We start from the raw sequence: 21127 nt of genomic DNA, 5'->3' as shown, positions 1-21127 counted from the left end.
ACGGTGTGGGAGAGTAGGACGCAGCCGGACATACTTTCAAGAAAGGGCCCGTCGTTCGCGACGGGCCCTTTCTCATGCCCAGACAAAGCGTTCGTTACAGGGCTTCCTCAGAAAGCGGCAAAACGCTTGGAACCGGTGGGGCGTACACGTGGGCTGGTAGCCGGCGCCCACCCGGGCGGCTGGGGGCGCCACGAGCGGTGGGTGCCCGCGGCGCTCAGTCCACGGCTGCCTCGTCGTCCATGAACCACAGGCAGTCCGGCCCGGGCTGACACCAGAACCCGGCCCATTGGGGGGCCAGCGGAGCGAGCACGGGGACGGCCGCCCGCTCCATCACGGTGAGGCTGGGCGACTCCCCGTACGGCAGCGGGCACCGGGTCTCGACGAGCACCGGATCGTCGAAGGCGACGCCGGCCTCGGCGGGGACCGGCCACGCCGCCGACTCCCACAGGCCGCAGGCGCGGATGAGGGACTCCTCGTCCCGAGTCGTGCGCGTTTCCCGGCCGGAGTCGAGGGCGTACACGATCTCCGTCGCCGTGACCTCGATGCTGGCCAGCGGGTTCTCCGACGTGCCTGGCTGGTTCATGTCCAGGTAGCGACCGGCCGGGTCCCCGACCGGGTCCGCACCGACCGGCAGATGGAGGCACTGGACGTCCTCGGCGACGCACTGGACGACCGGCCCACGCTCGTCGGGGTCGGCCGGCTTCACTGCGACCACCACGGTGCTCTCGTAGCCACCGGCGTACCAGATCACCGGGTCACTGATCCGCAAGGAGCCCAGGACCAGCGGCTCCTCGCCGAGGGCAAGAACCTCCGCCTGGGCCCGGAACGGGCCCGACCCTTCGCGGTCCCGGACCGCGCGTCGCTCCGCGATCGACCGGGTGGCCGCCACCTGCCCGTCCAGCTCGAAGGACACGCTGTCCCCGTCGATGCGCAGGACGACGCGGTCCACGTCGTCGGCACGGAGAGCGGCGAAGCCACCCGGTATCTGCGTCGACCTCTCGTCGGCCCACTGCGCCGTTGTCGGGACCAGCGCGCCGTAGACCCCGTCGTCCACCGGGTGCAAGGACGTTCCGCAGCCGGCCACGCCCGCCCCCAGGAGCAGCCCGGCGGCTGCCCAGACCAGCTGTGCTCGTCCCACGACCAGCACCTCCTCACGTCCACCCTACGCGCGGGCCGGCGGCGGCAATCACGCCCGTCGAGGACGGTGACGAGGGCCGGGCGGCCCCTCGTTGGTCACGGCGGGGCCGAACCCTGAGAGGATGGAGCGTCGGTCGCCGACTGCCACCCGAGCCACATCCCCCCCGAACCACACATCGGAGCACCGTGAACATCCCGCAGCACCATCGCCCGGTCCCCGGCCGCACCCTCCGCGAGACGGCGCAGGCCCCGCGATGAGCCGCCGTTCCCCGCGCCGCAAGACCGGCGACAAGCAGCTGCCGGCGCTGCCACAGGGCGGCCTGCGGATCGTGCCGCTCGGCGGGCTCGGCGAGATCGGTCGCAACATGACGGTCTTCGAGCACGCCGGGCGCCTCCTGATCGTCGACTGCGGTGTCCTCTTCCCCGAGGAGCACCAGCCCGGCGTCGACCTCATCCTCCCGGACTTCACCTGGATCCGGGACCGGCTGGACCGCGTGGACGCCATCGTCCTCACCCACGGCCACGAGGACCACATCGGCGGCGTCCCCTACCTGCTGCGCGAGCGCCCGGACATCCCCCTCGTCGGGTCCCGCCTGACGCTGGCGTTCATCAAGGCCAAGCTCGTCGAGCACCGCATCACCCCGGTGACCGTCGAGGTCGCCGAGGACGACCGCCGCACCTTCGGCCCCTTCGACTGCGAGTTCGTCGCGGTGAACCACTCCATCCCCGACAGCCTCGCCGTCGCGATCCGCACCGAGGCCGGTCTCGTGCTGCACACCGGCGACTTCAAGATGGACCAGTTCCCCCTCGACGGCCGCGTCACCGACCTGCGCGCCTTCTCGCGGCTCGGGGAGGAGGGCGTCGACCTGTTCCTCGTCGACTCCACCAACGCGGAGGTCCCGGGGTTCACCGTCTCCGAGGGCGAGCTCGCCCCAGCCATCGACACCGTCTTCCGCACCACACCGGGGCGGATCATCGTCTCGAGCTTCGCCAGCCACGTGCACCGCATCCAGCAGGTCCTCGACACCGCTCACCGGCACGGCCGCAAGGTGGCCTTCGTCGGACGCTCGATGGTCCGCAACATGGGTATCGCGCGCGAGATGGGCTACCTCACGATCCCCGACGGCCTGGTCGTCAAGGACCTCAAGGCCCTGGACCGGTTCCGCCCCGACCAGGTCGCGATCATCGCCACCGGCTCCCAGGGCGAGCCGATGGCCGCACTGGCGAGGATGGCCAACCGCGACCACCCCGTGAGCATCACCGAGGGTGACACCGTCCTCATGGCCAGCTCCCTCATCCCGGGCAACGAGAACGCCATCTACCGGGTCATCAACGAGCTGACCCGGTGGGGGGCCACCGTCGTCCACAAGGGCAACGCCAAGGTCCACGTGTCCGGCCACGCCAGCGCGGGCGAGCTCGCGTACTGCTACAACATCGTCCGCCCGTCCCACGTGCTGCCGGTCCACGGCGAGTGGCGTCACCTGCGCGCCAACGCCGACATCGCCATCCGCACGGGCGTGGACGCCGACCGGGTGCTCATCGGGCACGACGGCGCGGTCGTCGACCTCGTCGACGGGCAGGCCCGCATCGCCGGCACCGTCCCCGCGGGGCTCGTCTACGTCGACGGCGCCAGCGTCGGCACGGCCACCGAGGAGACCCTGCACGTGCGGCGCACCCTTGCCGAGGAGGGCGTCCTGACGATCGTGTGCATCGTCGACCCCGACACCGGGGCGCTCAGCGAGGACCCCGACTACCTGGCCCACGGCTTCGCCCTCGACGCGGCCGACTTCTCCGGTGCCACCGCGGTCATCCAGAAGGCCCTGAAGAAGGCGACCGCCGACGACATCGACGACCTCGAGCAGATCGAGGAGCTCGTCCGCCGCGCCACGTCAGCCTGGTTCAACCGCACGCATCGCCGGAGCCCGCTGATCATCCCCGTCATCGTCGACGCGTGAGCCTGGGCAGGCTGGCATCGTGACCGCGTGCCCGGCCTGTGGCGAGTCCGACGACCTCAGCGGTCGGCCCGCCTCCGATGACATCGAGATCACCTGCGGCGCCTGCGGCACCTCGTGGTTGCGCGGCGACGCTCGCTGCAAGGGCTGCGGCGCCGCGGGTGGGACCCCCTACCGGCAGGTCATGACTCGCACCCCGCGCGGCAACCAGGTCGCGGTCGTCGGGCACCGTGAGGTCGTCCTGTGCCCCGCCTGCGACGCGGCGGCCGTCGCGGCTGCTGCAGCGGCGCCCGTGCCGGAGAGCTACGTGTCCGTCTTCCTGTTCGGGGTGGAGGTGCCCCCGACCCGCGCACCGCGGGCGCCGACCTGCGCATCCCGGACGGGGACGTCGGCCCCACGAGGTGCGATGCCGGCCCGAGGTGCCACGACCCGCACACCGCCCGGGCGGGTCTCGCCGGGCCCGACCGGCCCGGCCCCGCTCGTCGACCCCACCGCCCGCCAGGCGATCGAGGCCTACCTCACCGCCACCCCCGGTGGGGACAGCCTCACCATGCTCATGCTGGGACGGCATCTCGGCCCCACCCGCCGTGTCCGGGACCTCGACGGTCCCGCCGAGCAGCGGCAGCTGGAGGCGTGGTTCGAGCAGTCGTGGAGCGAGGCGGACCTTCGTCGACGTGAAGCGGCTCGCGCTGCTCTCGTCGACGTCCTCGGGTTCTGGCGAGCAGAGGGGTGGATCCGCCCCGAGACGCTGCACCGGGTGGCCGACGGCACACTGCGCTGACGCCGCCGGGCGCCTACGCTGGAGGTATCGGACCGAAGGGGTGACGTCGTGGACGCGGTCATCCTGACGCGGGGGCTCGAGAAGACGTACGGCCGCACGCAGGCGCTCGCCGGGCTCGACCTCGAGGTCCGCGCGGGCGAGGTGTTCGGGTTCCTCGGCGTCAACGGAGCCGGGAAGACCACGACGATCCGGATCCTCCTCGACCTCATCCGGCCCACGGCCGGGTCGGTGCGGGTGCTCGGGCTCGACCCGCGCCGGGAGGGGGTTGCCCTGCGTCGCAGGCTCGGCTACCTCGAGGGCGAGTTCAGCGTCGAGGGTCGACAGACCGGCCACGAGCTGCTCACCCACCTCGGGCACCTGCGCGGTGGTGTGCCGTCGGCTCGGATCACCGACCTCGCCGACCGGCTCCAGCTCGACCTGACGCGGCCGATCGGGACCCTCTCGAAGGGGAACCGGCAGAAGGTCGGACTCATCCAGGCGTTCATGCACGAGCCCGAGCTGCTCGTCCTCGACGAGCCGACGGCCGGCCTCGACCCCTTCCTCCAGCAGGAGTTCGTGGCGATGGCGCGGGCGGTCGTCGAGCAGGGCCGCACCGTGTTCATGTCCTCGCACGTCATGAGCGAGGTGCAGAAGTCCGCCGACCGGGTCGGCATCATCCGGGACGGGCGCCTGTCGGGGGTCGACACCGTCGACAGCCTGCGTGCGAGCGCGATCCGGCAGGTGGAGGTGGTCTTCGCCGCGCGCGCCCGGACGGCCGACTTCGTGGGCCTCCCGGGGGTCAGCGACGTCCGGGCCGACGGTGCGGTGCTGCACTGCCGGCTCGAAGGGCCCGCCGACGCGCTCGTCAAGGCGCTCGCGGCCCACGACGTGCTGAGCCTCACGAGCGAGGAGCCCGACCTCGAGGACGTCTTCTTCGACCGGTACTCGGGGGAACGGCCGGAGGTGGCGTCGTGATCCGCACCGTCTATGCCAAGTGGCTGCGCGACAGCCGGCGGTCGCTCGCCGGCTGGACGGCGGCCATCGTGTTCGTCGGGTGCGGGTACGCGGCGTTCTACCCGACCTTCGAGGACCCCGAGATCGCCCGGCTGCTCGAGAGCTACCCGCAGGCGCTGATGGAGGCGCTCAACTACACCAACATCACCTCACCCGCGGGCTACCTCGGGGCCACCGTGTACGGGCTGGTCGTCGCGGTGCTCATGACGGTCTTCGCGATCGGCGCCGGCGCTCGCATCGTCGCGGGCGAGGAGGAGGCCGGCCGGCTCGACCTCACCCTCACCCACCCGGTGAGCCGCACCTCACTGGCCCTGCAGCGCGTGGGCGCCTTGGCGACCGCGCTCCTCGCCGTCGTCGCCGTCTTCTGGCTCGCGATGCTCGTCATCGCGGGCCCGGCGCGGTTCGCGTCCGTCGGGGCGGGAAACCTCGCCGCGATGCACGTACATCTCGCGGCGTTCGCGTTCCTCTTCGGCAGTGCGTCCTTCGCCGTCGGGGCGGCCACCGGACGACGCGCCTGGGCCATCGGGGCGGCCGCGGGCGGTGCGGTCCTCGCGTACGCCGCGAGCGGTCTCCTGCCCCAGGTCGACGGACTCGAGTGGACCCGGGACTGGTCGGCGTTCACGTGGCTCACCGGGTCGGACCCCTTGACCAACGGGCTCGACGCCGGGCACCTCGCGATCCTCCTCGGCCTGTCCGGGGCGTTCGTCGCCGCCGGGACGGTGGCGTTCTGCCGCCGCGACCTCGCGGTCTGACACCGCCGCCGTCCGGGCACGTACCGTTCCGCCCATGACGGCTGAGCGACCGGACGCCGACCGCACCCCCGACGGGCGCTACCTCGTCGTCGACGGACGGCGCTGGCGCGCCTCGGACCCCGGCATCCCCGACCGCCTGCGCGCCGAGCTCGTCGCCGAGCTGATGGCAGCCCGTAGGGCCGTCCGCTCCGAGGGCGACGCCGCGAGGCATCGGGTCCAGGACGCCAAGGTCGCGCTCGGCGAACGCGGTGAGCCGTGGTGGGAAGAGCCGACCCCAGCGGGCCGAGCCGCCCGGATCGCGGCGGCGTTCCGCGCCCTGCTCCGGCACCGACCGGACGGGACCGTCTGCCCGAGCGAGGTGGCCCGCATCGTGGGCGGTGACCGGTGGCGGTCGCTGTCCGGCGTGGTTCGCGACCTCGCCTGGGACCTCGACGACACCGGCGTCCTGGGGGTCCTCCAGAAGGGGCAGCCGGTGCCCCGCGGGGCGCGCGGTCCGATCCGGGTCGGCCGTGGAGCCAGGTTCGAGGAGTGACGGGGCCGGCGCACCCTACGGTGGAGCCGTGACGACCGATCACCACGCACCGGCCGGGCGCCTCCTCACCGATCTCGTCGAGGTGCCGGCGGGACGCTTCCGGATGGGCTCCGCCGACGGCTACCCCGAGGAGGGGCCGGTGCGGGTCGTGGAGGTCGACGGCTTCGCGATGGAGCGGCATCCCGTGACCAACGGGCAGTTCGCGGCGTTCGTCGACGCGACGGGCTACATCACGGTGGCGGAGCAGCGACCGGACCCCGCTGACTTCCCGGGGGCCGACCCCTCGCTCCTCGTCCCGGGCGGCCTGGTGTTCACGCCGACGACCGGTCCGGTGCCGCTGACGGAGTGGAGCCGGTGGTGGCGCTGGCAGCCCGGCGCGTCGTGGCGCTGCCCCGACGGGCCGGGGTCCGACCTCGCGGGGCGTGCGGACCACCCGGTCGTGCTCGTGTCCTACGCCGATGCCGTGGAGTACGCGGCATGGGCGGGGCGGGACCTGCCCACCGAGGCCGAGTTCGAGTACGCAGCCCGAGGCGGCGCCGGCGCCACCACCTACGCCTGGGGCGACGAGGCGCGCCCCGGCGGCCGGCTCATGGCGAACACCTGGCAGGGCCGGTTCCCCTACCTCAACACCGGGGCCGACGGCTGGGCCGGCACGTCACCGGTCGGGTCGTTCCCGGCCAACGGCTACGGGCTCGTCGACACCATCGGCAACGTGTGGGAGTGGACGAGCACCTTCTTCCTCACCGGCGCCGACCGCGACGCCGGAGACGCCTTGGCGCGCGAGGCGGCACGCCCGCCCAGGGCGGCGGCCGAGCGCGTACCGGGCTCGTGCTGCGCGCCCTCGAGATCCGACGCCGTCCGGGGCGCCGCCACCCTGGGTGCGGCCTCCAGAGCGCCAGGCGAGCGGCACCCCCGCCGGACGCTCAAGGGCGGCTCCCACCTCTGTGCGCCGGAATACTGCCTCCGCTACCGGCCCGCCGCCCGCTCGCCGCAGTCCGAGGACTCGGCCACCACGCACATCGGCTTCCGCTGCGTGGTCCGGCCGGCCCCCGCTCCAGGTTGACCCGGCGGAGGGCGATGGCCGAGCCCGCCCGGAGGTCCGGGCTGCGACCCCGCGGCACCTCAGCGCGCCCTGACCGGTCGGGGCCTGGCCATCGGGGCTCCGGTCGATAGCCTCGTAGATCATGCAGGGAAACGGGACCCACCCCGCGCGACTCCTCGTCGCGCTGCTCGGTGCGGCCCTCGCCGTCCTCCTCCTCCCAGCCCAGGCGAGCGCGCACACCGAGTTCGACGGGTCGTCGCCGACCGACGGTGCCGTGGTGGCTGCGCCCCTCGACCGCGTGGTCGTCTCCTTCACCGAGCCCGCGACAGCCTCGGGTGACGGCATCGTCCTGTTCGACGCCGACGGCGCCCGCGTCGAGGCATCGCTCGAGGGTGACGAAACCGACTTCGTCCTCGTTCCGGTGACGCCGCTGGGGCCGGGGACCTACGGGGTCGCCTGGGAGGTGCGAGCCGGCGATGCTCACCCCATCGACGGCACCTTCTCGTTCGTCGTCAGCCCGACGGCCACGGGGGGGCCGGAAACGCCGAGCACCGACGGGTCGCCGACCGGGACGGCGCCCCCGGCATCCCTCGACGAGGCGCTGGATGCCTCCGGCACCAGCGCATGGGCCGGGTCGGTGCGCGCCGTCTCCCGGGTGCTCGTGACCGCCGGCGCCATGCTCGCGCTCGGCGGGCTGGCAGCACTCCTCACCTGCATCCGCGGCAGCGAGGCGGACCTCCGCGCCGTCCTGACCTGGGTCCGTGCCGCCGGAGCGACGGTCGCCGTGGGCGGAGCGCTGCGGCTGTGGGTGCTCACGACCACGATGCCGGGACTGGCCGAGGTCCGGGAGGCGCCGCTCGCGACAGCGTCGGTGCTGCGCGTCGCGGGGGGTATCGCCCTGGTCCTCGGACTGCCGACCACCTCGCTGCTCGGGGGTCGGCGCGGCCGGCGCGGTGCCACGACCCACGCGGACCACCGATGGACACGGGGATGGCCCTCGGTCCTCGGCTTCCTGGGGGCGGGGCTGGTCCTCATCGCCTTCTGGTTCGACGGCCACACGGCCTCCGTGGGTCCGGTGGCACTCCATGTCGGGATCAACGCCGTTCACGTCGCGGCCGGGGCCGCGTGGTCCGGCGGGGTCCTCGTGATCGCAGCTCTGCTGTGGCGGCGCCACCGACGCGGCGAGGGCGAGGACGGTGCCTGGCTGGTCGCCCGCTTCTCGCGGCTCGCGGGCGCCGCCCTCGCCGCCGTCGTCCTTGCGGGCGTGGCTCTGGCCGTGGTCATCCTCGACTCGCCCAGCGAGCTGTGGAGTACCGCGTGGGGTCTCCTCCTCCTCGTGAAGACGGCGGTCGTCGCGGTAGCGGCCGCTCTCGGCGCGCTGATGCACCTGCGGCTTCGGCCTGCGCTGATGCGTGACCCCGACGATCAGGCTCTCGCCGTGCGGGTCCGGCGCTCCTTCGCTGCCGAGTCGGCGGCCTTCGTCGCCGTCATCGCGCTCACGGCGTGGCTCGTCGGGGCGATGACGTAGGGACGCGCCCGCTCATGGGGGGCGTAGTTGGCGGCCCGGCCGGTTGAGCCGGTGGCACTGACCCGCTGCTGGATCGGCGGCGCCCGGGACGTCGTCGCGGTCGCAGCCGCCGCCGGGGCGGCGCACCTCCTCGGCGGTCCCTTCGGGTGCCGGTTGCTCGACGTGGGCTGACGGCTTGGGCCTGCCGCTCGGCTACCGGGCCTCCAGGTCGACGTACACGAGCGCATCGTCGCCGCCACGGCACCTGACGGGGGCCGTGTCCTCGCACTCCATCGCGTAGTCCTTCTTCGTGACCGGTGAGCGCGCCGTGACGGTCGTCGGCAGGTCCGAGGACGCGTCGACGACCGCCTTCGCCGTCTCGACCGCGAACTCGCAGCTCGTGACGTCGTTACCACGCCAGGCGACGACGCCGTCGCGGGCCTCGCCGCACCGGGTCGCGCCCGCCGCCTTCTCGATGGTGCGCGGGCCGTCGGTCGGCGACGAGGTGTCCGAGGGAGTCGGCGCGTCAGTGGTCGCCGGGCCCGACGATGAGGCGCCCTCGGGTTCGGAGGCGGAGGGTGACGCCGTCGGGGCCGCGACGCCTGCGCCGTCCCCGTCGCCGGGGACCATCCGCCAGGCGATGAGCGCGAGGAGGATCACGGCGGCGAGCACCAGCAACGGGGCGATCGCTCCCCGCCGACGGGGCTCGTCCGGCCTGGGCTCGTGGTCCGGCGCCGGCTCGTACGCCTCCTCCGGTTCGGCACCCAGCGGCATGAGGTCGTCGAAAAGCGAGGTCTGGGGGTCGCCCGCCGCGAGGTCGGCCCCGCACGCGGGACAGACGCGGTCCCTGGGATGGGCCGCGGCCCCACACACAGGACACGTCAGCGGCGTCCGTCCGGGAGCGGTCACCCAGCCACGATAACGACCGGATCGGCCGAGTGGTCGTCTCCCGGTCCGACGGCAGCCGGGCTCGTCCGCGCCGTCAGGCCGGACCCGGCGGCTCCGCCGTCAGTGCCGGAACGGGTCGCCGGGGTGGTAGTCGTCGTTGTCCGGCCAACCGTCGTGATCGCTGTCGTCCGGCGGGAACACGACCCGTCCGGTCTCCTCCGCGATGCCGATGATGAGCTCGACGAGCGGGTCTGGGTTCGTCGCGGGGCCGATGATGCCCGGCCCGGTCTCCCAGGGTGCGGCCGGGCGGGGGTTTCCGGCAGAGCCGGGGGTTCCCCAGACCTCGCCGGTGTAGATCCCCGACGACGGTGCGGCCTGCACCTCCTGAGTATCGGCGACACCGTTCTCGTTGAGGTCCGCCACGACCGTGTCGAGCTGGTTGTCGCCGGTGCTGTCGACGACGGTGGTGTCGAGGACCCCGTTCCCGGTCTGGTCGATGACGGCGATCTCGTACGCGCCGTTCTCGTCGGCGTCGTAGAAGGCCCCGGCCACGACCCCGTCCGGCCGGTAGCGGACCGCGCCCTCGAAGACGCCGTTCTGGTTCTGGTCCACGAACATGTCCGTGGTGCCGTCGAGGTTGCGGACCGCGACGGAGTCGACATAGCCGTCGACGTTGGTGTCGAGGTACTGGGCGTCCGCGAGCGCGGCGCCGCCGAGGTCGGAGTCCCCGGCCTCGGGGTCGGATGCTGGATCGAACTCGCTCATCGCCGGGTCCTCTCTCGGTGGTCGGGGTCCAGCTGGACCCACACCCCTTGGATGCACCGACCGGTTCCGATGTTCCCGCACCGGGCGGCTCGCGTCCGTACTCGTGGGTGAAGACCGCCGTTATGGCGACGGTCTTCACCCACCGTCCGTACTCGCCGCCTGGCTAGGGTGACGACGTGACGAGCACCCGCCCCCAGCCGGCCTGGCTGGCGAACTCGGTCCTCTACCAGATCTACCCGCAGTCCTTCGCGGACGGCAACGGCGACGGCGTCGGCGACCTCCCCGGTGCCCTCGACCGGCTCGACCACCTCGCGTGGCTCGGGGTGGACGCCGTCTGGTTCAGCCCGCTCTTCGCGTCACCGTTCGCCGACGCGGGCTACGACGTCAGCGACTACCTGACCGTCGCACCGCGGTACGGCACGAACGAGGACCTCGTCGCCTTCGTCGACGCCGCCCGCAGCCGGGGCATCCGGGTGCTGCTCGACCTCGTCGCGGGCCACACCAGCGACCAGCACCCGTGGTTCCGGCAGTGGGCCGACGACCCGGCGGACGGGCGCTACATCGGCAACGAGCGGGTCGGCGCTCCCGCGAGCGCATGGGCCCCGGTGCCCGGCCGCCGTGGCGGCTACTACCAGCTGAACTTCTACCCGTGCCAGCCGGCGCTGAACTTCGGGTACGCCCGCGCCGACCCGGCCGAGCCGTGGCGGGACCCGGTGGACGCCGAGGGCCCCCAGGCGAACCGGCAGGCGCTCAAGGACGTCATGGCGCACTGGTTCGACCTCGGCATCAGCGGCTTCCGCGTCGACATGGCCGCCTCGCTCGTCAAGGACGATCCCGGCCACGGCGAGACCGCTCGGCTCTGGGGCGAGATGCGACGGTGGCTCGACGCGGCCTACCCGGACGTCGCGCTCCTGTCCGAGTGGGGCGAGCCCGCCGTCGCCGTCCCTGCCGGCTTCCACGCGGACTTCTTCCTCCAGTTCGCCAACCCGGCGCTGCGGTCGCTGTGGCACACCGGGATCGGGACGCACGACTCGGCGTGGACCGAGACCGATCGGTTCTTCTTCGACCCCGAGGGCAGCGGTGGCATCGACGTGTTCCTCCGCGAGTGGCGGCGAGCGACCGGCGCCATCGGCGTCGACGGCGGGCACATCGCCCTGCCGACGGCGAACCACGACTACGCCCGCCTCGTCAGCGGCCCCCGCACCGCCGAGCAGGCCCGCTGCGCCTTCGCGTTCCTCCTCACCTGGCCGTCGTTGCCGACCATCTACTACGGCGACGAGATCGGCATGCGCTACGTCGAGGACCTCCCCGACAAGGAGGGCAGCATCCTGTCGCCGACGAACAACCGCACCGGCTCGCGGACCCCGATGCAGTGGAAACTCGGCCCGGGTGCCGGCTTCTCCGACGCGGACCCGGACCGGTTCTACCTGCCCCTCGACCCCGACCCGGGCCGCCCCGACGTGGCCGGCCAGCAGGCCGACGAGGGGTCGCTGCTCCACCTCGTCCGCCGGCTCGTGGCCCTGCGGCACGCGACGCCGGCCCTGGCGCCGGGCGGGGCCCTCGAGGTGCTCACCGAGGGCTACCCGTTCGTCTACGTGCGCGGCGGGACCCATCTCGTCGTCGTCAACCCCCGGCGCGACGCGGCAACCGCGCCGCTCCCTGCCGGGTGGGACGGCGTGCAGCCCGTCGAGGTCGAGGGCGTGGACCTCGCCGACGGTCGGGCCGTGGCCGCCGGGTTCGGTTTCGGCGTCTTCGAGCGGCCCGCGCGTCCCTGACACCCCGCGAGGGCGACGGGCGGCGTCGACGGTCTACCCGACGGCGGGGTCCTCGAGGACCTCCCGGAGCAGCGCCACTGCACGGTCCGTGGTGAACCGCACGACGGCCGCCGGGTCGTCCCCGTCCAGGTGGTGTTCCTCGGCGTGGTGACCACCGGGCCACACCGCCGCCAGACACACCGTCCCCGGCGGCCGGCCGTCCTGGGGGTCGGGGCCGCCCGCCCCCGTGGTGCCGACCGCCAGCTGGGCGCCGAGCCGCCGGCGCGCGCCCTGCGCCATCGCCACCGCGGCCGCCCGGGACACCACCGGGCCGCGGGGCACGTCGAGCAGGTCGAACTTCACCTCGCTCGCGTACGCGACGACGGCGCCCCGGAACCACTCGGACGCCTTCGGGGCCGCCCCGAGGATCGAGGCGACCGCCCCGCTCGTCAGCGACTCCGCCGTCGCAACGGTCCAGCCGCGCGACGCGGCCAGCCGGGCCACGGCGGCGGCGTCGTCATCGGGGTCGGCGTCACGGCCCGCCGCGGAGGCGGAGCCCGGCGCGCGGTCGTCGCTCATGCCGGCCCCCGGACGCCGGCACGGTTTCGGGGGCACGGTGGCGGGTAACAGCCGGAGGACGCTGCTGGAACGGGCGTCGTCGCAGTTCGGACCACTCGAGGAGCCTAGATGTCCCAGGACGCCATCGTCATGTTGAAGGACGACCACAAGGAGGTGCGCTCGCTCTTCCGGGAGTTCCAGAAGTCGTCGACGACCCGGGCGCGCAAGGGCCGCCTCGTGGAGCAGATCATCGAGCTGCTCACCGTGCACACCTACATCGAGAACGAGGTGATGTACCCGCGGGTGCGCGCGCTGCTCCCCGACCTCGAGGACGACATCCTGGAGTCGTTCGAGGAGCACCACGTGGCCGACGTCCTCGTCGTCGAGCTCGCCGGCATGTCGCCCGAGGACGAGCGGTTCGTCGCCAAGGCCACCGTGCTCATCGAGAACGTGACGCACCACATGCAGGAGGAGGAGCAGGACTGGTTCCCCAAGGTCCGGGAGGGGCTCTCGCGCACCCAGCTCCGGGAGATCGGGGCCGAGCTCGCGCAGGCCAAGGAGTCGGCGCCGCGCCGCCCGGAGCAGCCGAGTGCCCTCAAGAAGACGGTGGACGCGGTCATCTCCTGACGGGTGTGACGCGCGGCGTCGCGCGGCTCAGCCCTGGGGCGGCTTCTCCGGTGCCCCGTCCCGCTGGGACTCACGGGTGAAGAAGCTGATCCGCCCGTCGGCCTCCAGCACCGCGTACTCGACGTCGCGCAGGCTGCGGATGCCCTGTTCGCGGGCCGCCACGAGGAGGTCGGCCAGCGCAAGCCGCTGGCGGCGCATGCCGTCCTCGATGGGGCGGCCGTCGGCGACCACGAGCAGGGGCCGCCCGGCGATGACCGGCCGGGTGCGGGGGAAGCGCCACTGGGCCCACGACAGGGCCACCGTCAGAAGCGCGAACGTCCCGACGGCGAGCATCCCGGCGGTCACCGAGTAGTCCTGCTGAGTCACGGCCTGCTGCACGAGGTCGCCCATGACGACGTACAGCAGCAGCTCGAACGTGCTGAGCTCGCCGAGGGTCGAGCGCCCGACGGCCCGGGTGACGAGCCAGAGGAACAGGAAGACCGCGACGGCGCGGATGACGATCTCCATGGAGATTCTCCTTCGAGGTGGAGAAGGGGGTGGGTCAGGGGAGCAGGACGGTGCGGAAGCCCACCGGGGCGAGCCGGCGCCCGTCGACGACGACCGCCACCGTGCCGCTGCGCCCGAGCTGGGCGGAGGGCTGGATGTAGGCGTCGTACGAGACCACGAGCGTCCGGCCGGCGGGCGGGCTGAACGTGAGGAACCGGGTGTCCCCGTCACGGGTCTCGTCGGAGGGCTCGGGGTTGAAGCCCTGGGACTCGTAGATGTCGAAGTAGTCGCCGGTGACCGCGAGGGTGACGTCCCCGTCGAACCCGGCGTCGTGGGTGAGGGTGACCGTCCACGGGACGTCGAGGCCCGCCCGCGCGATCGTGGCGTGCTCGACCGAGATCTCCCAGCCGTCCTCGGCGGCCGAGATGGTCGTCGTCCGCACGCCGAGGAGCCCGGTGGTGCCCGCGAGGACGAAGGCGACGAGCAGCGCGACGAACGACCGGCGCCACCGGAGGGCGGTCCGGCCCTGACCTGGCGTTTCGAGGCCGTCGAGGGTGGCCGGCAGGTGTGGCATATGCACGGTCTAGCACTTCCCGCGGGTCGATGGTCCGGAGCGGTCCGCAGGATGCTCATCGTCCGTTCGGGTCCTGGAACTCGGACCGAACGGCCACCATCTGACACCGTTGTCAAGATCTCGGCGTGCTCGAGGTGACAAAGGGCCCGCGATCACCGATCCTGGTGGCCGGCAGGGGTGTCGAAGTCGTTGTTGGACGGGAGCCCCATGCGTCGCCGAACCCTCGTCTTCGCGGCGCTGTTCGCCCTTTCGATCTTCCTCGGCCGGCTCACCGTGCTGCCCGAGACCGGGCTCGCCGTGTTCTGGCCGGCTGCCGGGGTCGGCGTGCTGTGGCTGCTCCGCACCCGCTCGCGCCCCGAGGTGGTCCTGGCCGCTGCCCTCGTCGGGGTCCTCGCCGCCACCGGCAACGCCATCACCGGGCTGCCGGTCCTTGCCGGGGTCATCCTCGGCGTCGCCAACGTCACGGTCTGCGTGGTCACCCGGGCCCTGTTCATCGCCACCCGCACCGCCCGGTCCTCGCCGCTCGCCGACGGCCTGCGCCGCATGTCCGGGTTCTACCGCTTCGTCGGTGCGGCCGCCGTCGGCGTGGCCGCGAGCGCCGTCGTCGGCGTGGCTGCCATCGCCACGACCGGTGCCGATGTCGGGTGGGGCACGGGCATCGGGTGGTGGCTGCGCAACATGACGGCGGTGCTCGTGATCGCCGGTCCGCTGGTGACGATGGGGAACCGGCCCGAGCCGGGCTCCCGGCGCCAGCTGGCGGAGGCGGCCGTCGTCTTCGCCGCGAGCGTCGCGGCGATGGTATGGACCTTCGGCCCCGACCAGGACCTGCCGCTGGCCTTCCTGCCGCTGGGCCTCGTCGTGTGGGGCGCCCTGCGCCTGCCGCTGCCCTCCGCCGCGGCCCAGGGCGGGCTCATCGCCGTCAGCGCCCTCGTGCTGGTCCGCACGTTCGAGGGAGGACCGCTCGGCGTCATCGAGTCCGCCACGGACCGGGCCCTGGTCCTCCAGGCGTTCATGATGATCTCGGCGATGCTCGCGATGGTGCTGGCCACCGTCCGCACCCAGGTCGAGGACGTCATGGCCGGGCTCGCCGCGGCCCGCCGCCGTGCCGTGGACGCCGTCGAGGACCTGCGCATCCTCGTCGAGGCACTGCCCGTGGGCTTGTTCCTCATCGGGCGGGACGGCTCCATCGAGCTGCAGAACGGGGCCGCGTCGTCGTGGCTCCCGGGGCCCGTCGAGGGCGACGACACCCGTGACGCCGACGGCCTCCTGCTGTCCCGCACGCTGGACGGCCGGGACCTGCCGCCTCAGGACCGCCCGTCGGTCCGCGCACTGCGGGGTGAGCGGGTGGAGGGGCAGCGACTGGTGAGCGAGGACGCAGCCGGCGAACGCCGGGTCGTCTCGGTCGACGCGCTCCCGCTGCACGCCGGGGAGGACGGCGCGCCCGCGGGGGCGGTCCTCATGTGGCAGGACGTCACCGAGGACCACGAGACCGTCGAGCGGCTGCGCCGGGAGCGCGCACGCTCCGACCGCCTCATCGCCGACGCGCCCCACGGCATCGTCGTGCTCGACGCCGACGGCCGCATCTCGCAGGCCAACCGGGCCCTGGCCACCATGTTCGGGCGGACCATGGACGACCTCGTCGGCACCCACGTCTCGGCGCTCGCACCCGACAGCCCCGCGGAGGTCGCCGACTACCTCCGGCAGGCCGTCGCGGCCGACGGTCGACTCGTCGAGGCCGAGTGGCAGGTGCCGGGGGCCGACGGCGAGCTGATCCACGTGGCCACGAGCAGCCGCTTCATCACCGACGGGGCCGACGACGAGGAGATCATCGTCAACGTCGTCGACGTCTCGGAGCGCCGGCGCTACGAGGACCGGCTCACCCACCTGGCCGACCACGACGCTCTCACCGGCCTACCGAACCGGCGCCGGTTCGAGGCCGACATGGTCCAGCACCAGGCGCTCTGCGCGCGCTACGGACCGCGTGGCGCGCTGCTGCTCATCGACCTCGACCACTTCAAGGAGGTCAACGACACGTTGGGGCACGCGGCCGGCGACCACCTCATCGCGTCGACGGGTCGGATCCTGCGCGACGGTGTCCGGACATCCGACACCGTGGCACGGCTCGGCGGCGACGAGTTCGCCGTGCTGCTGCCCGAGGCGGACGAGACCGACGCCGAGACCGTCGCGGCCCACCTGGTGCGGCAGATCCGCGAGCACTGCGCCGCCCTGGACGGGGCGCACCGCCGGGTCACCGCGAGCATCGGCGTCGTGACGTTCGACGCGGCGACGGCCCACGACGGTGACGTGCTCGCCCTCGCCGACATGCTCATGTACGACGCCAAGGACGCCGGCCGCGACGGGTACGTCCTGCTCACCTCGGCCGAGCACCGGCACCCCCGGCTCGGCGCCCGGATGGAGTGGCGCGACCGGATCGAGCACGCCCTCCACCACGACCTCTTCGAGCTCCACCTCCAGCCCATCCTCGACGTCGCCCGCGACGAGGTGACCCGAGCCGAGGCGCTCGTGCGGCTCCGCGACGGCGACGAGCTGGTGTCGCCGGGCAAGTTCGTCTACATCGCCGAGCTCACCGGCCTCGCGCCGGCTCTCGACTCATGGGTCCTGCGGCGGTCGATCGCGCTCCTCGCCGAGCTACGGGAGCACGACCCGGGCTTCACCCTCGAGGTGAACGTCTCGGCGTACTCGATCGGCGACCCGGGCGTGGAGCGGGCCCTCGTCGACGCGCTCGCCGAGTTCGGGGTGGACGCGAGCGCCCTCGTCGTGGAGGTCACCGAGACCGCTGCCGTCCGTGACGTCGCGGCGGCCAAGGGCTTCGGCGAACGGCTCCGCGCTCTCGGCGTGCACTTCGCCCTCGACGACTTCGGTGCCGGCTACGGGTCCTTCTACTACCTCAAGCACCTGGTCTTCGACTACGTGAAGATCGACGGCGAGTTCGTCACGGACGCGGCCCGCTCGCCGATGGACCGCCAGCTGCTCCGCTCGATCGTCGACGTCGCACGCAACTTGGGCAAGGGCACCATCGCCGAGTTCATCTCGGACACCGAGGTGTTCGAGCTGGTGCGCGAGCTGGGCGTCGACTACGCCCAGGGCTACTACGTGGGGCGCCCGACCCCCGTGGCGAGCTTCGTCTCCTCGTATCTGCACCCGCGGCCCGCGGTCGGTGCGGCGAGGGTGGGCGTGGACCGCGTCTGAGCCCGCCCGGCCGGTCGCGGATGATGGGTCCATGAACGTCGTCAGCCGCGGTTTCGTCGGGCGCCGACGGGACCGGGACCCGCGGATCCCACCGGGTCAGTACCTCGAGAGCGGGTTCCCCGTCCTGTCGGCCGGCCCGACGCCGGACGTCCACCCCGACCGGTGGCGCCTCGACGTCACCGCCGTCGACGGCACGCGGTCGTCCCTGGCGTGGCCGGACCTCATGGCCCTCCCGAGCGAGACGGTGACCGTCGACATCCACTGCGTCACGAAGTGGAGCAAGCTCGACACGACGTGGAGCGGGGTGCCGCTCGACGCCGTCGTCGGCGCGCGAACGGCCGGCGCGACCCACGCGCTCGTCCACTCCTACGGCGGGTACACGACGAACCTGCCGCTCGCCGACCTGCTCGGCGGCCGGGCGTGGATCGCCCACGCCTACGACGGGCGCCCGCTCACCCCCGAACACGGCGGCCCGGCCCGCCTGCTCGTCCCGCACCTGTACTTCTGGAAGTCCGCGAAGTGGGTGCGCGAGATCGAGCTGCTCCGGGACGACACCCCCGGCTTCTGGGAGGCGCTGGGCTACCACGACTACGGCGACCCGTGGCGCGAGCAGCGCTACGTGGGGGACTGATGGCGGCAGGCACCGGCGACGCGACGGCCGTGCCCGGACGGCCCGGTCCGATGCCGTGGCTGCGTGCCCGTCTCGTCGACGACTGGCTCGAGACCCGCACGGCTCGCACCGTCGTCCTCGACGTGCCCGGCTGGCCGAGCCACGACGCGGGTCAGCACGTCGACGTCCGGCTCACCGCCGAGGACGGGTACACCGCCCAGCGCACCTACTCCGTCGCGAACGCCCCCGAGGCGGGGCGGATCGCCCTCACCGTCCAGCTCGTCGGCGACGGCGAGGTCTCGCCGTACCTCGTCGAGACGATGGAGCCCGGGGACGAGTGCGAGGTGCGCGGGCCGATCGGCGGGTGGTTCCGGTGGACCGAGGAGATGGCCGAGCCCGTGCTCCTGCTCGCCGGTGGCTCCGGGGTCGTCCCCCTCATGGCGATGGTGCGGCAGCGGGTGCGGTCGGGCTCGACGGTTCCCTTCCATCTCATCTGCTCGGCGCGGACTCCGGACCACGTCTTCTACACCAACGAGCTGTTCGCGCTCACCCGGACGACCCCCGGCCTGCGCGTCGACCGTCTGTACACGCGCGGCGGCCTGCCGGACGACGCACGCGCGCCCGGCCGGCTCCGGCTCGAGGACGTCCCGCCCGCCTCGGCCACGCCCGTGCCCCCGCGGGTCTACGTGTGCGGGCCGAACGGGTTCGTCGAGACGGCGACCCGGTGGCTGCTGGAGCGCGGCCACGACTCCGGGGCCATCCGCACCGAGCGCTTCGGCCCGTCCAGCTGACGGGGGGTCGCGACCCCGCCTCCGGCCCACCCCGTACCCCGAACGACCAATAGGTCACGGCAGGTACACCGCCCCGTACCCCGAACGACCAATAGGTCACGCCTGGTACACCGGCCCGTACCCCGAACGACCAATAGGTCACGCCTGGTACACCGGCCCGTACCCCGAACGACCTATTGGTCGATGTCGGGACGGCGGGCCGGGAGCGGCCGGTGTCGCTCTCGGTCAGGACCTGCCTGTCGCTCGGCCAGGGTCTGCCGCCGAACGGCCTGTGCGCGGACGGGCTACAGACAGGGCGACCGGCAACCTGCGAGGATCACGGGGTGGCGAACGAGCTGAGCGGCCGGCCCCGGCCGCGGATGTCGCGCGAGGTGGGCGACAACCTGACCCGGCTCGCGCGCGTCACCAGCGAGCTCGCGGGCGCCGCCACCGTCGAGGCCGTGACGAAGATCGTCACCCAGCACATGGCTGACGCCCTCGGCGCGACCATCGCCGCGCTCGCGGTCCTCGAGGGGGACACCGTCCGCCTCCTCGGGGTCCGGGGCATCTCCGCCTCGGAAGCCGCCGAGTGGGAGGTCATCCCGCTCACGCGTCGCACGACCGTCACCGACGCGGTCCGTACGGGCCGCCGCCAGGTCCTCATCGGGGCCGACGCCATCCGCTTGGCCTACCCGGGGCTGACGGTGGCCGCCCGAGGGGAGCGCACCACCATCACCGTCCCGCTGCGGGCCGTGGGGCGGACCCTCGGCGCCATCCACCTGTCCATCCCCGGAGGCAACGAGCCGCACCCGGTGGAGCTCGAGTTCCTCGACGTCCTCGCCGACACGTGCACCCAGGCCCTCGTGCGCATCGAGGCGGTCGCCGACGCCGCCAAGCAGACCGCGCGGCTCGCGTTCCTCGCCGAGGCGTCGATCGAGCTGAACAACAGCCTGGACCTCGACGTCACCATCCAGCGGGTGGCCCGGCTCGCCGTGCCCGACTTCGCCGACTGGTGCGCCATCGACGTCGTTCGGGACGGGTCGCTCCACCGTCTCGCCGTCGCCCACGTCGACCCGGCCAAGGTCGCGCTCGCCATGGAGCTGCAGAAGCGCTGGCCCCCCGACCCCGCGAGCCGGTTCGGTCCGATGGAGGTCGTCCGCACCGGCAAGCCGCTGCTCTTCCCCGAGATCACCGACGAGGTCCTGGTCCAGACCGCCCAGGACGAAGAGCACCTGCGGGTCGCGCGAGAGCTCGACCTACGCAGCGCGCTGCTCGTGCCCCTGGCCGTCCGGGGCCGCGTCACGGGAGTCATCACCTGGGTGTCGACCGACGCCGGCCGCCGCTACGGGGAGGACGACGTCAGCTTCGCCGAGCACCTGGCCCGCCGGGCGTCGAGCGCGCTCGACAACGCCGAGCTCTACAGCCAGACCCGGGCCGTCGCCGAGGAGCTCCAGCGAGCCGTGCTGCCCGACCAGGTGATCGGGAACGAGCACTGGGAGGTGCACAGCCGGTACCACCCCTCGGGGCGCACCGAGGTCGGCGGTGACTTCTACGACGCCATCCCCCTGGAGGACGGGCGGCTGATCGCCTTCGTCGGGGACGTCATGGGGCGCGGGGTCACCGCGGCCGCCGTGATGGCCCACATGCGCGCCTCGATCCGTGCCTTCGCCTCGGTCGACCCCGAGCCCGCGACGGTCGTGTCGAAGCTCGACCGGATGGTGCAGCAGTTCGGTGCCGACCAGCTGGTCACCCTGCTCTACGTCCTCGCCGACCCCGCGCAGGGGGTGCTGCACGTGACGAACGCCGGCCACATCCCACCGACGGTCCTGAGGTCCGACGGCGACGTCGAGCGGCTCCCCTTCGCCGACGGGGCGCCGCTGGGACTGGCGGAGGAGCGCCAGAGCTCGCGGGTGCCCCTCGTACCGGGCGACCTCCTCCTCGTGGTCACCGACGGGCTGGTGGAGCGCCGCGACGAGAGCCTCGACGTCGGGCTCGACCGGCTCGCAGCCGAGGTCGTCCGGCTGGGTGACGGCCCGCTCGCGGTGGCCTTGGGCGAGCTCGTCGACCGGCTCCGCGACGACCGCTACGACGACGACGCGGCAGCCCTGGTCCTGCGGCGGACCACCTCCGCGCAGGGGCGCGGTTGACCCGTCCCTGAGGCGGGTTGACGGGGCTCGCGTCGGGTATGA

General features: G+C 73.2%; 19 protein-coding genes. 13 read left to right on the top strand and 6 right to left on the bottom strand.

Annotated elements, in window-relative coordinates:
• Positions 1–214 precede the first annotated feature (214 nt).
• A complete protein-coding gene (locus Q0963_RS11795) occupies positions 215–1138 on the bottom strand; it encodes a hypothetical protein (RefSeq protein WP_299445985.1) in 924 nt (307 codons plus the stop codon).
• A 253-nt stretch (positions 1139–1391) separates the two neighbouring features.
• On the opposite strand from Q0963_RS11795, the gene Q0963_RS11790 reads away from it, so the two are divergent.
• From Q0963_RS11790 to Q0963_RS11760, 7 genes are all read left to right on the top strand, one after another.
• On the top strand, positions 1392–3092 hold the full coding sequence (locus Q0963_RS11790; RefSeq protein ID WP_299445982.1) for a ribonuclease J: 1701 nt from the start codon (positions 1392–1394) through the stop codon (positions 3090–3092).
• Positions 3093–3273: 181 nt separating this feature from the next.
• Entirely contained in the window at positions 3274–3870 is a 597-nt protein-coding gene (locus Q0963_RS11785; RefSeq protein WP_299445980.1) for a hypothetical protein, read from the top strand.
• A gap of 48 nt (positions 3871–3918) precedes the next feature.
• On the top strand, positions 3919–4824 hold the full coding sequence (locus Q0963_RS11780) for an ABC transporter ATP-binding protein (protein WP_299445977.1): 906 nt from the start codon (positions 3919–3921) through the stop codon (positions 4822–4824).
• On the top strand, positions 4821–5615 hold the full coding sequence (locus tag Q0963_RS11775) for an ABC transporter permease subunit (RefSeq protein ID WP_299445974.1): 795 nt from the start codon (positions 4821–4823) through the stop codon (positions 5613–5615). The genes Q0963_RS11780 and Q0963_RS11775 overlap by 4 nt, the downstream gene beginning before the upstream one ends.
• A gap of 34 nt (positions 5616–5649) precedes the next feature.
• Entirely contained in the window at positions 5650–6147 is a 498-nt protein-coding gene (locus Q0963_RS11770; protein WP_299445971.1) for a DUF3253 domain-containing protein, read from the top strand.
• A gap of 28 nt (positions 6148–6175) precedes the next feature.
• Entirely contained in the window at positions 6176–7210 is a 1035-nt protein-coding gene (locus Q0963_RS11765; protein ID WP_299445968.1) for a formylglycine-generating enzyme family protein, read from the top strand.
• Positions 7211–7331: 121 nt separating this feature from the next.
• Positions 7332–8717: a CopD family protein gene (locus Q0963_RS11760; RefSeq protein WP_299445965.1), complete on the top strand. Its 1386-nt coding sequence runs from the start codon at positions 7332–7334 to the stop codon at positions 8715–8717.
• 192 nt (positions 8718–8909) lie between these two features.
• Here Q0963_RS11760 and Q0963_RS11755 read toward each other — a convergent pair whose 3' ends face one another.
• Entirely contained in the window at positions 8910–9470 is a 561-nt protein-coding gene (locus Q0963_RS11755; RefSeq protein ID WP_299445963.1) for a hypothetical protein, read from the bottom strand.
• A 234-nt stretch (positions 9471–9704) separates the two neighbouring features.
• Positions 9705–10349, bottom strand: coding sequence for a hypothetical protein (locus tag Q0963_RS11750; protein WP_299445961.1), 645 nt, complete (start codon positions 10347–10349; stop codon positions 9705–9707).
• Positions 10350–10525: 176 nt separating this feature from the next.
• Between Q0963_RS11750 and Q0963_RS11745 the strand changes: the two genes are divergently transcribed.
• Positions 10526–12124, top strand: a complete 1599-nt coding sequence (locus tag Q0963_RS11745; RefSeq protein ID WP_299445958.1) for an alpha-amylase family glycosyl hydrolase — start codon at positions 10526–10528, stop codon at positions 12122–12124.
• Between the two features lie 33 nt (positions 12125–12157).
• On the opposite strand, the gene Q0963_RS11740 is transcribed toward Q0963_RS11745, so the two are convergent.
• Positions 12158–12682, bottom strand: a complete 525-nt coding sequence (locus Q0963_RS11740) for a CinA family protein (RefSeq protein WP_299445955.1) — start codon at positions 12680–12682, stop codon at positions 12158–12160.
• 108 nt (positions 12683–12790) lie between these two features.
• Between Q0963_RS11740 and Q0963_RS11735 the strand changes: the two genes are divergently transcribed.
• Positions 12791–13288 (top strand): hemerythrin domain-containing protein, encoded by a 498-nt coding sequence (locus Q0963_RS11735; protein ID WP_299445953.1) that lies wholly within the window; start codon positions 12791–12793, stop codon positions 13286–13288.
• A 27-nt stretch (positions 13289–13315) separates the two neighbouring features.
• Here the strand turns inward: Q0963_RS11735 and Q0963_RS11730 are convergent, their stop codons facing one another.
• Positions 13316–13795: a DUF421 domain-containing protein gene (locus Q0963_RS11730; protein WP_299445950.1), complete on the bottom strand. Its 480-nt coding sequence runs from the start codon at positions 13793–13795 to the stop codon at positions 13316–13318.
• Between the two features lie 34 nt (positions 13796–13829).
• On the bottom strand, positions 13830–14348 hold the full coding sequence (locus Q0963_RS11725; protein ID WP_299445947.1) for a hypothetical protein: 519 nt from the start codon (positions 14346–14348) through the stop codon (positions 13830–13832).
• A gap of 207 nt (positions 14349–14555) precedes the next feature.
• On the opposite strand from Q0963_RS11725, the gene Q0963_RS11720 reads away from it, so the two are divergent.
• The 4 genes from Q0963_RS11720 to Q0963_RS11705 all read left to right on the top strand — a co-directional run bounded on the left by Q0963_RS11720 (position 14556) and on the right by Q0963_RS11705 (position 21085).
• Complete coding sequence (locus Q0963_RS11720) at positions 14556–17558, top strand: EAL domain-containing protein (protein ID WP_299445944.1); 3003 nt, start codon at positions 14556–14558, stop codon at positions 17556–17558.
• Positions 17559–17589: 31 nt separating this feature from the next.
• A complete protein-coding gene (locus Q0963_RS11715; RefSeq protein WP_299445941.1) occupies positions 17590–18189 on the top strand; it encodes a sulfite oxidase-like oxidoreductase in 600 nt (199 codons plus the stop codon).
• The gene (locus Q0963_RS11710) at positions 18189–18959 is read left to right on the top strand and encodes a ferredoxin reductase (protein ID WP_299445939.1); all 771 of its coding nucleotides are present in this window, start codon (positions 18189–18191) and stop codon (positions 18957–18959) included. The genes Q0963_RS11715 and Q0963_RS11710 overlap by 1 nt, the downstream gene beginning before the upstream one ends.
• A 323-nt stretch (positions 18960–19282) precedes the next feature.
• Positions 19283–21085 (top strand): GAF domain-containing SpoIIE family protein phosphatase, encoded by a 1803-nt coding sequence (locus Q0963_RS11705; protein WP_299445937.1) that lies wholly within the window; start codon positions 19283–19285, stop codon positions 21083–21085.
• The last annotated feature ends 42 nt before the right edge of the window (positions 21086–21127 follow it).

Origin of the sequence: uncultured Phycicoccus sp. (assembly GCF_947495705.1) — a bacterium.
Taxonomy (GTDB): Bacteria; Actinomycetota; Actinomycetes; order Actinomycetales; family Dermatophilaceae; genus Phycicoccus.
Note: the sequence above shows the minus strand (reverse complement) of the source record. Positions and strands in the feature narration are given on the sequence as shown.